The organism is Hugenholtzia roseola DSM 9546 (assembly GCF_000422585.1).
Classification (GTDB): Bacteria; Bacteroidota; Bacteroidia; order Cytophagales; family Bernardetiaceae; genus Hugenholtzia; species Hugenholtzia roseola.
The window spans coordinates 83,374-96,290 of record NZ_KE383883.1; the positions used below are offsets into that span (position 1 = coordinate 83,374).

A 12,917-nucleotide genomic window follows, 5' to 3' on the forward strand; every position below is an offset into this window, starting at 1 on the left:
CTGTACGATTTTTGCTTGTTTTTTTCCACCTATCCTTTATTTTGCTTTTTTCGCACCCCAAATACTATGAAAGCGCGATTGCCAAATGGCTCTATTTTCTTTTCGAGATGCTCGCTACCCCATACCAAAGCCCTCGTTTTTTTTGGCTTCGGGGCTTGTTTTAGCTTTTTGGTAGCCTTTTTAGGGTCATTCCAAAATCCTATCAAAACCAATGAATGGGTTTTGTGGCAAAAAAGAGAAGGCGTGGAGTTTTATGTCAAGCATGGTAGCTCTTCCTACGACTCGCGCTACAATACGCACGTAAAATTGCGGAACACAAATAGTTATGAGGTTACGACGATTTTCATACCTACTTATGAATGTAACCAAGAGCCACTTATGTCCGTTTCGCGCAAAGAGGTGCGCGTTAATATTTACCCGCGCCATTCAGTTACACTTTTAGCCGACCGCCCCTGCAACGGTTTTATTCCCAACAAGGTTTTGTTTGAACAGTTGAAGATTCAGCCGCGATAGCAAGCTACTCTTTTTTATCCTAAAAAACAGTAAAAGTGGCTTCATTCTTGCAAGTTTTGAGAAGTTTTCAGGTCGGAATTTGTTTTTTTGCTTTATATTTGTTTCCTATAATTCTTTTTGGGCAAAAAACCCTTAGCAGTCGCTTTTTTTACTCCCAATGCGCAACGGCAAATCGATATCCCCTAACTCCTTAGACGCAGATTTGCGACCGACTTCCTATACCATTTTGGTAGCAGATGATTACGAGAGCAATTTAGCCGTCATAGAAAGCATCTTTGAAGAATCTGGGCAGCAGTTTCAAATCATCTATGCCCATGATGGTGTGGCGGCGTGCCAAGAGGCGATTACGCACAAGCCCGATTTGATAATTATGGATTGGGATATGCCCAAAATGACGGGGATTGAAGCCTTAGATTTTCTCAAAAAGCGCGAAGACACTGCCCACATTCCCGTCATCATGACGACGGCTTTTACCTCGTCTGAACACTTAGAAAAAGCCCTCAAAGCAGGTGCAATAGACTACGTGCGCAAGCCCATAGACGAAATTGAATTGGTAGCCAGAGTCAATTCTGCCCTGCAATTAGTGGCTTCCTACAAAAAAATTTGGCGGCAGAAAGAGGAAATTGAAGAAAAAACACGCATCTTACAAACGGCTTTTTCTGAAATAGAAAAGAAAAACGAAAACATCATCAGCAGTATCAAATACGCCAAAAGGATACAAGAAGCCGTTTTGCCACAGCCCGAAGCCCTACAAGCACTCCTGCCCCATTCGTTCGTCTTTTTCAAGCCGCGCGATTTGGTGAGTGGCGATTTTTATTGGTTTGGCGAAAAAGAGGGCAAACTCTTTATTGTCGCTGCCGACTGCACAGGACATGGCGTGCCGGGTGCTTTTATGTCTATGTTGGGCGATACTTTTCTCAATCAGATTGTCAATATTTTTGGAATAACAAGTCCCGACGAAATTCTCAACGCCCTGCATGAAGCCATCAGAAAGGCTCTCAAACAAGATTCTACCAACAACCGCGACGGCATGGACATCGCCATCTGTGTCATCGATAAAAAGAAACGCCATCTGGAATTTGCAGGGGCGAAAAGTCCTTTGGTTTATATTCGCAACAAAGAAGTTGTCCGCATCAAGGGCGATAAATTTTCCGTTGGCGGACGCAGAGAAGGGCTTGACAAAGGCGGCGAGAAGAAATATCAGAAACACACCATTATTTTAGAAGAAAATCCTACGCCTTTTTATCTCTTTTCCGACGGCTATCAAGACCAATTTAATTCGGAAATGCAGGCTAAATTTATGACCAAACGCTTTCTCAAACTGCTTTTGCGCATGCACAAACAGCCCTTTCCAAAACAAAAAGAACTTTTAGAGCAAATCTTAGGCGATTGGATGAAAAACAGCAAGCAGGTAGATGATGTACTTGTCATTGGCTTTGAAGCCTAACTTTTTGAAGACAGCACAAGAGTAAGCCTCCGATTTGGGTGCAAAACGCGCCTTTTTATTTTTTTGTTTTGAAAAAAGATAAAAAAAGACTACCTTTCGAATCTTAAACACGCCCCAAACACTCACTCTTTTTTCTATCCAAACCGTCCCGTCATTTGCCATGAAGTTAAAAAGATGGCTTTTTGAAGCAGCACCTCACCCTTCTGACATAGAAAGCCTATCGAAGAGCTTAAATATCAGTCGCTTACCTGCTACCCTACTTTGGCAACGTGGCATTAGAGAGTATGAAACGGCAAGGCAATTTTTTCGCCCTTCCCTAAGCCAACTGCACGACCCTTTTTTGATGAAAGGCATGGACATCGCCATCGAGCGGATTCAGAAAGCCCTGCACAATCAGGAAACAATCCTTATTTACGGCGACTATGATGTAGATGGCACTACTTCGGTAGCCTTAGTGTATGGATTTCTCAAAAAAATATATCCGCACCTGCTTGCCTACATTCCCGATAGGCACAAGGAGGGCTATGGCATTACGTATGAAGGCTTGAATTTTGCGATAGAAAAAAAAGTAGGACTAATTATTAGTTTAGATTGTGGCGTGAAAGCCAATGAGCAAATAGATTACGCCAAAAAAAACGGCATTGATTTTATCATTTGCGACCACCACTTACCCGACGGCGAGCTACCTGCCGCCCTTGCGATGCTCAATCCCAAGCAAATAGATTGCCCCTATCCTTTTAAAGAGCTAACAGGCTGCGGCATTGGCTTCAAACTTCTCTCTGCATTTTGCCAGCGCACCCAAACACCAGAGCGGCTTTTGCACCAATACCTCGACTTAGTCGTCCTTAGTATTGCCGCCGATTTAGTGCCTTTGGTTGGGGAAAATCGCGTTTTGGCTTTTTTTGGCTTAGAAAAGCTAAACATAGACCCTTTGGCAGGTTTGAAAGCGTTGCTACGCCTGACCAACGGCTACGGGCGCAAAATCACGATTAAAGATTTGGTCTTTTCTATTTCGCCACGCATCAATGCAGCAGGGCGTTTGGCAGATGCTTATGATTCACTAAATTTATTACTTTCCGAAAACGACGAAGAAGCAAGCCGCTTGGCAAAGTTGGTAAATGAAAAAAATGACACCCGACGCGATATAGAAAAAGGCGTGATAGAGGAAGCCTTTGCGATGTTAGATGCCCAATCGGAGAGCCGAAGGGCAAATGTTATCTTCAAAAAGGATTGGAACAAGGGCGTAGTCGGCATTGTGGCGGCGCGTTGTGTGGATAAATACTACCGCCCAACGATTGTACTAACGGAAAGCGAGGATTTGGTAGTCGGTTCGGCGCGTTCTATCCAAGAATTTGACCTTTATCAGACCTTAGAGCATTGTTCAGACCTACTCTTGCAATTTGGCGGTCATAAATACGCCGCAGGATTGAGCCTAAGAAGGCAGGATTTGCCCGAATTTCAGGCGCGTTTTGAAAATCTGGTCGCCCAAAGATTAGAACCCAATCAGCTTGTGCCGCCTGTGCGAATTGATATGGAAATCGGTTTTGAAGAAATTTCGACTAAAATGTTTGCCGTTGTGCAGCAAATGTCGCCCTTCGGACCCCAAAACATGCGCCCTGTCTTTTTGGCGCGAAAAATAAAGGTGGAAAATATCAAAATTATCAAAAATCGCCATCTTAAATTTACTGCCAAGCAGCAGCACCTTAGTTTTGGTGCGATTGTCTTCAACGACTTAAATTTTTTAGAAATTTTAGAACAGCAGGAATGGATAGATTTGGTCTTTTTGGTAGTAGAAAATGAATATGCAGGCAACAAAGTCTTGCAGCTCGAAGTACGCGATTTAAGACCTTTTGTAGAGTAAGATTTTATTTTTTCTAAAAAGCCTACCATAGGCTTTTTTTTTGTATCTTGCCATAAAGAAAAAAAACGTGCTTATTATTTTCATAATAAAACTACTTTATGCTAAAATCATACAAAAGTAAAATTTTACCGTTTTTCTTTCTGTGCCTTTTCTTTTTTCTGCCTCACCTGATTTCGGCACAAAGGATTCATTTGATTTCGGCAGGTAGCCATCAGCATGCCACTTATTTTTCACTTTTGGCAAAAACGGCTACCCAAAGTTTGGCACAGTACAATCGCTTTTTTGCTTATGACGGCAGCAAAAGCAGGCTTCAAACTCCTTTCGAACTCCTCGAAGCCCTCAACGACAAAAACATCAATCAGGGCGATATTATCGTTTTTATCTATAATGGCGACCTTCAAGACCCAAACACACCCGAAGAGAGCTTTCGCGCAGGGACTTATTTTTTTCAAATGGAAACGATAAAACAAATTTTGCGCAGAAAAAATCCTACTCTACTTCTGACATTACTTAATACTGATAATGCAAACTTAAACCAAATCAGACAAACACCACTACCTTCCTTAGAACAACTATACCATATTTTTAACTATTCGGGAGAAATTCATATCCGCTCAAATAATTTGGCTAAGACCTTAGAAAAGCTACAAAACTATAATTTTAATCTAATAAAAACACAAGATTATACCTTTGAAGCCAAGCCACAAGCCCCACGTTTGGCAGGGCGTACTGAAAACAGCCATCTGCCCTTATTTCCTACGCCCATTCCGCCTCCGACGCTTCGCGTACCTCTAAAAGGCTATGAACATTGGCACAATAAAAGCAGTTTGGGCGTAGTAGATAACTATTTTATGGCACAACTCAATCTGGCAGGTTATAGAGAGCGGTCTTATTATCGTTTAGAAAATGGTTTTGCCTTAGTGGTAAGGTTAGAACAAATCGAAGCCAACGGCTTGCCCAAAAGAGAACCCGACCGTTGGCGATTTGGCATCAGCAATTCGCAGGGCAATTTTTCGCTTAACGACTATTTCACCTCCCTTTTTTTTGCACGTGAAGGCTATTTTCGCGTCCTTATCCTAACCGTAACGACGCAAAATTTAAACTTTTCTCAAAATCAAATTAGTAGAGAAGAGATGGCGAATTGGGTTGTAGATGGTGGAAAAGTCCTCCCCGAAAATGTCAGAAGCGCAACTTTTACCAACCGTCATCGCATTGAAGCCCTTATCTACGAATTTAAAGTAGATGACGTAGGCGAAACACCAAGACTGCTTGAGGAAGGTAAAGCAGAACCTGCCACAATTAACAATCATCTTAAATGGAAAAACTTATGGGACAGACTCAACCGAAACGGCTACTAAGACCCGCTATGTCTTTTTTAGTTATAACACTTACAATTTTAATTGTAGCTTACTCTATTATCTTTTTTTGGAATGGTCGCTTTCTAAACATTGCTTTTCTCTATGGAACCAGCATCCTTTTTTCTGTTGTTCCTGCTGTTGCATTGCACCTGCTTTATGGATTACCATTCTTTCCACGCGAGGGTAGACGCGGTTTTCTATTTCAAATTATCCCTGTTGCCTTCTTGCTTCTCACCTTCGCTGCACTTGCCTTTTTTCCCTTCATTGCAGAGTCGCTTTCGCTTACCAAGCAAAGTTATTTTACCATTTTTTTTATTTTAGTATTAGGATTTGCTGTAATAAGTTTAATTCCTTCTTTTTCGTTATATAGAAAGTTTATTAAAGAAAAACTAAAAGATGTTACTATTTATTTAGAAGAAAATCAAAATACTTCGCCTCTACTTTACCCGTCTTCCTATACAAAAGATACAATCTATAACTTACAAAAACTTATTACATTTCCGCAAAAGAAATTTATTCCTACCCTTATTCCTACTATTCTTGGAGTAGAAAAGTTTATACCAGAAGCAAAAGAACAACTCAGACTATTAGAAAAAAATGAAAAAATTTGGCAAGAGCAACAAAACTATTGGAACGAAATTTTAGAAGAAAACGATAGACTTTTAGAACAAATAGCAACAAACAGAGAAACTTTTAATGATGAATATGAAAAAATAAGAGAAAAAATTTATGATTTAGAAATAAAAATACAAAAGAATACAGATGAAAAATATGAAAAAATAAAAATATTATATAATAATCTAAAATATAAGTTAAAAAATAAATTTTTATACTTACAATCAAAAGCTGAAAAAGAAGCTGAAGAATATTCTTTCTACGCTAAACTTTCGCCCTTAGAAAAAGATAAATTTTTAAGTGCTTTTATCACTTACCATTTTTCTCATCAAAAAGGTTTGCAAGATAGAATCCGCAAGGAACAACAACTGATGGCTTTGCTTCTACTTTGCCAAGTCGTTGAAATTATTATGAAAGAGCGCATATATGAGCCTTTTAAACAAGAATGTCAGAACCCACCCCAACGTTTCACACCGCTTAAACGCATTGTGGCGAATAACACAATCCTTAAAGACAAGGACATACTTCTGAAATTTATTGAAAACACAGGTTTCCTAACCTTAGGTCAGATGTTTAGTTGCATCGAAACAAGTCGAGGAAATAGTGTAGCAAATTTATATTTATTTTTAAAGAACTACACAACAAGTTTCACCTTTGATAGAACAGAAAGTGGTCAAGTATCAGCTATTCGAAATGCGCTATCTCATATCAATCAAAGTCAAATTGAAGGAATTGACATAGAAAAAGAGCGAAAAAAACTTTTAACTTTTATAAAAAAACTTTTAGCATAAGGCTCACAAAATCCGCATTTCTACGCGCCTATTGATTTGGCGATTCTTTTCGTTGCTATTATCCGTTAGCGGTCGGCTTGCGCCATAGCCGTATGCCTCGATGCGTTTGGGGTCTATTCCCTTGTTTATCAGATAGTTGCGTGCAGCTTTTGCCCTATTGCGCGACAGCTCAAAGTTCAGACGTGCATTGCCTACATTGTCGGTATGTCCTTCTAAGGCAATTCGCAGGTCTTTGTGTTTGGTTAGAAAATCATATAATAAGTCTAATTTGTTAGTAGCTTCTGGCACTAAAATATATTCGCTTTGTGGGAAATTAAGTTTAAGATTTAAGGTTTCATTTTTTCTAATTTCAAAATCTTCAAAAGAAAAAGGCGGCTCTAAACCTGCCTCTGGCTCACTATCGGGCTGACTTTGGAAAGACCAAATCTTGACTTTTTCGCCATCTTGGGTAGCGATATAACGCCCGTCGCTGCTAATATCCAACGCCAAAACTGCTTGGCTATGCGGCGCAAGGCGTTGTTTTATGGTCTTGGAAGCCAAATCCCAAAGCAAAACTTCGTCATTTATATGCCCTGTTAGGATAAATTCGCCCTGTTTGGAAAAAGCAAAAGCACTACTACCCTGCAAAGTTGTCGCTTGTATCTGCCCTACTTTCTGATTGATTTCGAGGTCGTAAAACTGCACCTGCCCCCCTACCGTCCAAACGCCTAATTTATTCTCGGCATGAGAAAAATCTAATTCACAACCAAAATCAGGTACGGCTTCGTGTTTGCCTAATATTTTTGTAATTTGTTCATTTTTTATATCATAAAATGCAATTTCTCCACCATAAGTAAAGACTAAAAAATTTTCGTCAGGCGTAATGATACCTGCCGTAATGCCATACTTGGGGTTTGAAAAAACGCGCTTTGGCTCTTGTTTTGTTTTCAAATTGATTTGATAAACCTGTCGATTATAGCCCCCAAAAAATATTTTTTCTTTGTCGGGTGTGATAACAGCAAAGGTAGGCTCTAAGCCCTTAATGCCCCCATAAGCCCCAATAGTTGGACTTTGAAAGCGTTTTAAAAGTTTTACTTTTTTGTTTTTTTCCTGCATTTCCCAAACCAAAATGCTGCCGTCATAGCTTGTCGTTACAAAAAAAGATTCGTCAGCGGCAAAAACAATATCTGTAATTTTGTCGGTTTGCGCTTGCAATTCAAAGCATAAATTTTGTGAAGCCGTTTCCCAAATACAAATCTTGCCCTGCCCATCGCCTGTAGCCAAATATTTACCCGAAGGCGAAAAACGCACATGGGTTACTTTCGCGCTATGTTTTTGCAAGGTTTTGATGTGTATAAACTCTTTTTCTTGCGCCTGTAAGTTTTTTATAGAAAAAGAAAAAATACAGAAAAAGAGTAGCAGGCTAAAAAGTTTTGATTGGTGGCTATTCATCTTTATTTTGTTTAAATTTTGAAATTTGAAAAGGGGTGCTATCTACACTAATTTTCGGACATTCAAGGCTCTGAACCCTAACAAAATACGTGCCTTTGGCTAACGACTTTGGTACTTGCCAATCGATACCGCCTACATTGGTTCGGTTGTAGTCCCCAATTTTTAAGACCTGTTTCTTGCCCTGATAGAGGAAAACCTTGACGTTAGAAACGTATTTGCTCTGCCAACTAAGGCGAAGTAGGTCGCCACTTTGTATTTTGGATTTAGTAGCGTCGAGCGGCTTTATTGCAGCATATAAAATATCTTGATAAGTACAAGGATTAACCACAGTATCATTTTCAACATAAAAAACTTTACTTTTGGCAATCAAATTAGGATTTTCAAGTCCCCTTATCAAAAAATAATAACTGCCATTGCTCACGCGCTCACTTAGCACAATAGCCACTCGATTTGTGTCCAAACCATTATACAAAAGTGCAGAAAAACTATCGTACCTTCCCGAAGTATCGCTATCGCTCCTTCGCCAAATTTCCACTGCGACAGGTTTTTGGCATAAATTATCACGCCAAATAAATTGTAGGGTGTCATTTCGCTTGTAAGTCTGCGGCTTAGACTCAAATAAAGATTTTATTTCCAGATGACGTATTTTAGGGAAAAATAGCTTTCTTTCATAACGTAAGTTTCCTTTATTAAGTTTAACTACTCTTTCCAAAAATAGTACAATTTTCTTGTTTTTTTTCACTACCTTAAAAACTGCCTCCTTTTTACTAACCTGCACAGAATAGAGAGAATCGGTATCAGCACCCATATTTTTTTGATATTTTAGGGAAAAACTTACACTTACTTTTAAAAGGGAATCTTCCACAAAAAAGCCATTGAAGACTGCATTTTGCGCTTCCAAAAAAAGGCTATGTCGCTTACAATATTGCCGATATTCGAGCGAAAGATACGCCCCTGCCGCAATTTTGGATTTTTCATTCCACTCCGCCGTAAAATAAGCCGAATCTGGATTTTCGAATAAGCGCATCAATGCCTCCGCATGGGCTTCCTTCACCTGCACACTGTTATTAGACAAATAAGCGTTATTGAAAAGAGAATCAAAATCTAAAACATTTTTTTTACTTTGTGTTTGAATAAAGGAAGTGTCCGCCGCCGAAAAATCCCATTGGCAGGCTATCTGCTCCGCTAAGTGAGGCGATAAATCGAGGCGAAAACTTTTCTGTTCTTCTATCTTTGGCAGAGAAAATACAGAGAAGATAATGGCTACAAGAGAAAAAAGTTGTTGTTTATTCATTTTAAAAATTATTATATTTTTTCTTGTATTTTTTAGTCCCAATTTGGCGCGTTTCTAAAATTTTGGTGTTCCCCAAATAAATTTCATATCTCCCATCTTGCGCCTTTTCTATCCAAACCTCTACCTCTTTATCACATTCGTCTTGATAGATTACTTCGCCGTACCTATCGAAACCTTTAAAAATTTGTGTAAAAATATATTTACTTACCCATCTATTATTTCCTTTTACCTCAATAGGACTTGATTCCTGCACCGTCATTTCCATGTCTATTCTATAATAGGCAGGATTTTTTTTAGTAACCAATTTGTTCAAATTTTTCAAATAAACTTCGATATCACTCCTACGCGGCGTAGGGCGCGAAAGGCTGCTAACTTCCATAAATACTTGTTTATTTTTGAAAAATGTATGTAAATTTTGTAAAATAGATGCTAAATCGAAAGCATCAGTTCGCTGGTCAGATGCCTCGATAATGGTTTGGATAAAGGCGCGAATTTTGTCAGACGCTTCGTTTTGAAAAAGTGCTTCAATTTGGTCGGCTGCTCCGCCAACGTTGTAATCTTGGTCGGAAATCTCGATGGCATTGACATAACCCTCATAAATTGGCTCTTGCGTCTTTTTCTCGATATTGCCTACCGTTTCTTCAACCGCCTGCTTGGTGTTAGTCAGAAGAGTTTGCCAATCCTGTGCAGGGGTCTGCTTGGGATTTTTCAAATTTGATAGTTCGGAAAAAAAAACATTTGTCGCAATTCCACCTAAAACCGTCATTTGTGCTTCTTGCCCTTTTTTGGCGGCTGCCACTTTGACATAACCCTCACTATTTAAAAAAAGGGCTTCTATTTGTGGGCTTATTTCTACCAAATCCGTAACAGGTGCGCGAGGCGAAAGTATTTTAAAAGCACTCAAACCTTTTGGAATTACATTGCAGAGGTCGCCAAAACCGAAGGCAAAAAGTGGATTTTGCATCTTAATTTTATCAAAAAGATAAGTATAGCTAATTGTATTTTTATTGAAAACAATACTATCATTTTCTTTAAAAATGATATGCGGATAACGGTCTTGTGCCACATTAGAAAAAATGCCATGCGAGGCAATACAAAGTGCGACGCGCGTTTGGTCGTCTATCTGGCTCAAAATCTGGGGTAGGGCGTTCATAATCGTATCATAAGCAAACCTTTTATCGGTAAAATAAAAAGGTACAAAATCCATATTTTGCCGCTCGGCTGTTTTTTTGAAAAGTTGATGCCAATGCGCCGAATCAGTTTTGAAGCTCGCAAAGTTGGCGTTTTCCGCTGTATTTTGGGTATAGGCTATCAAAAAAAGGATAATTTTTCCTTTGTTTTGTGCAAAAGAAACCTGCATAGAAAAAGCCTGAATACCAAAAAAACTAATTAGAAAAAACAAAAAAAGCGATATATTTTGTAGTTTTTTTATCATGATACTAATTTTATTTTTCAAAATAATTTTTAAAATCTTGGGAAAGAAAAAGGCGTGGGGTTTGGCTAACTCCTGCTATTTTTTGTGCAAAGCGATTGCAGTCCTGCCTAAGCAAGGGATAAAACTGTTCCCATTCGGGCGCAAGGGTATCAGACTGACTTAATAGGCTCAAATTTTTCCACAAGGCACAAGCAAACGCGCCTCCCTGCTGGGTATCCACAACGGCAAACTCGCTATATTGTGCAGCAATCAAGACCACAAGTGGCTGACTGACAAGGAGTTGATGTAACTTTTCTTTCTCGCTTTTGGGGTTTCGCGACAATAAAAAAAGCGGTGCAGGAGCTTTCTGATGCCCTGCTGCCTGATTGTTGCAGGCTTCTACCCAAAAATGCAACACATCGAATCGCTGCCCTATGTAGGCATCATAGACAAGTCCTTCGAGGGAAAGTAGGTCGGTTTTCTGCATCACGCGATTTTGAGAAAAACAGACCAAATAAGGAAGTTGAGTCTTGCTATCCTCAAAATTTAGCCCATGCGTAATGGAGATAAAATGAAACATGGTCTTTTGCTTGCCCTTCAAAGCCGCCGCCTTGCGGCAGATGTGTAGGTAAGTGTCTGAAACTTTTTGCTTGGAAAGGTCTTTTCCAACTATCGGGAAAACTTCTAAGTCATAGTCTAACAAAGTTGCGATATGCCTCACATTTTGGGTAGCCATTGCATAACTTTCCCCTATACCTGCCCTTGTGTTGGGATTGGTATCTTCGGTAGCGGCAACCACCAAGACATACCACTTCAAACGCGCCGCCTGCGCCACTTCAAGACCCAAAAAACAAAGCAAGATAAGCAAAAAAAAGGAGACAAAACGCATTTCTTATATTTTTTTATCGTTTTAAATAATTCAAATAAGGGTAATCCCTTGTTTTTTTCCTATAAAGTGGGAGCGTTTCGGTTATTTCTGGAAACAAAACACTGCCTTGTCCGAAGTAAGATGGAAATAAAAGAGAACTTTTAGAGCCAAAAAATAGGCTTCAAACCAAATTTTATTTCGTTTCCAAATTTTACAAAAAACGCTTTTCGCAAAACTCAACTCAACACTGCCACCGTAGCAAAACGGGCGAAGCAAGAGTTTCGCGCTACTTCTCATTTGTGGGGACGCAAACAACGGCGGAGGGACAAGGCAGTGCCTTGTCCGAAATGAGCATTTTAGCAATGATTTAATTTTTTCGTCCTGCCGTAGTAGAACTATATCCTTTGATGATTTGAAAGACGGGATTGCCCCCTTGTTGTTGGTTGGGTGTGTTGGGAGTTGGATTAGAGTTGGGCGAATTGTTATGCACTACGTTGGGTGCGCCCCCGACTTTATTGAGGTAGCAAATCGGATTTTGCTTTGCCCCCATATCTCTTACTGCCTTTGTTTCTGCTGTTTTTTTGATAAAAGGAAAGATGCTTTTTTCCCAATCAGGTGCAAGTTGTCCGTTGCTCGCCTGCTCGATGGCAGCCCAAAGTGCGTAGCTATACACGCCTGCAAAGGCATATTGCCCATAAGAGGCGGCGTTCATGACGGTATAGCCCTTGATGGTTAGTAAATCGTGCAGGGGATTTTGTGTTAGGATAAGACGCGGTTTGAGCGTTTTGCTTGGTGCAGCACCAGAGCCGCGCGGAATGGAATTACAAGCCTCTACCCAAACATGGACACTTTCAAAAGCACCGCTATTGTGCAGGGTTTCCAAAATCTCTTGGCTCGAAAGAAGTTCTTGTAGCGAACTATAGACGTTGTCGTGAGGATTGCAAACTAAGTAGCTCAATTCGGAAGTAGCCTGCTCGAAGTTCATGCCGTGTGAGAGCGAAAAGAAAGTAACAATTCGATGGTTTTGGCTGCTTTTTGCCTTTTGCAGGGTATTTTGAAGGGCTTGTTTGATGTGAGGAGCAGTAAAGTTATCGCCTTCTATCTGCGTAAGGTGCAGTTGATAGCCCAACATTTGCGCAATGGCTTTGAAATTGTTAGCGGCATTTTGATAATCTCGACTCAAATCTACCCCTACGCTTCTATCTTTGGTAGCGGCAGCCAAGATGACGTACCAATCGTATTGCTGCTGGGCAAGGCTTGTCGCTGCCAATCCGACATAAAAAAAGAAAAAGAAAAGAAAACGTTTCATATTCATAAAATTTAAA

The 12,917-nt window shown here is 39.9% G+C and carries 10 protein-coding genes; 5 read left to right on the top strand and 5 right to left on the bottom strand.

The window, feature by feature from the left end; all coding sequences use genetic code 11:
• Positions 1-66: 66 nt before the first annotated feature.
• The 5 genes from G500_RS0116200 to G500_RS0116225 all read left to right on the top strand — a co-directional run bounded on the left by G500_RS0116200 (position 67) and on the right by G500_RS0116225 (position 6,585).
• Positions 67-513 carry a hypothetical protein gene (locus G500_RS0116200; RefSeq protein ID WP_154657193.1) on the top strand — a complete coding sequence of 149 codons (447 nt, stop codon included), beginning with the start codon at positions 67-69 and terminating at the stop codon, positions 511-513.
• A 202-nt stretch (positions 514-715) separates the two neighbouring features.
• Positions 716-1,960 (top strand): PP2C family protein-serine/threonine phosphatase, encoded by a 1,245-nt coding sequence (locus G500_RS0116205; RefSeq protein ID WP_161626150.1) that lies wholly within the window; start codon positions 716-718, stop codon positions 1,958-1,960.
• 160 nt (positions 1,961-2,120) lie between these two features.
• Positions 2,121-3,821: a single-stranded-DNA-specific exonuclease RecJ gene (gene recJ / locus G500_RS0116215; protein ID WP_027003315.1), complete on the top strand. Its 1,701-nt coding sequence runs from the start codon at positions 2,121-2,123 to the stop codon at positions 3,819-3,821.
• Positions 3,822-3,919: 98 nt separating this feature from the next.
• Positions 3,920-5,179: a hypothetical protein gene (locus G500_RS0116220; RefSeq protein WP_027003316.1), complete on the top strand. Its 1,260-nt coding sequence runs from the start codon at positions 3,920-3,922 to the stop codon at positions 5,177-5,179.
• A complete protein-coding gene (locus tag G500_RS0116225; RefSeq protein WP_154657194.1) occupies positions 5,137-6,585 on the top strand; it encodes a hypothetical protein in 1,449 nt (482 codons plus the stop codon). The genes G500_RS0116220 and G500_RS0116225 overlap by 43 nt, the downstream gene beginning before the upstream one ends.
• Before the next feature lie 3 nt (positions 6,586-6,588).
• Here the strand turns inward: G500_RS0116225 and G500_RS25205 are convergent, their stop codons facing one another.
• From G500_RS25205 to G500_RS0116250, 5 genes are all read right to left on the bottom strand, one after another.
• A complete protein-coding gene (locus G500_RS25205) occupies positions 6,589-8,016 on the bottom strand; it encodes an OmpA family protein (protein ID WP_051203753.1) in 1,428 nt (475 codons plus the stop codon).
• On the bottom strand, positions 8,009-9,310 hold the full coding sequence (locus tag G500_RS0116235) for a hypothetical protein (protein ID WP_035757752.1): 1,302 nt from the start codon (positions 9,308-9,310) through the stop codon (positions 8,009-8,011). The genes G500_RS25205 and G500_RS0116235 overlap by 8 nt, the downstream gene beginning before the upstream one ends.
• A gap of 1 nt (position 9,311) precedes the next feature.
• On the bottom strand, positions 9,312-10,745 hold the full coding sequence (locus G500_RS0116240) for a hypothetical protein (protein WP_154657195.1): 1,434 nt from the start codon (positions 10,743-10,745) through the stop codon (positions 9,312-9,314).
• A gap of 10 nt (positions 10,746-10,755) precedes the next feature.
• A complete protein-coding gene (locus G500_RS0116245) occupies positions 10,756-11,613 on the bottom strand; it encodes a hypothetical protein (protein WP_027003320.1) in 858 nt (285 codons plus the stop codon).
• Positions 11,614-11,959: 346 nt separating this feature from the next.
• The gene (locus G500_RS0116250; protein ID WP_027003321.1) at positions 11,960-12,901 is read right to left on the bottom strand and encodes a caspase family protein; all 942 of its coding nucleotides are present in this window, start codon (positions 12,899-12,901) and stop codon (positions 11,960-11,962) included.
• Between the last annotated feature and the right edge of the window lie 16 nt (positions 12,902-12,917).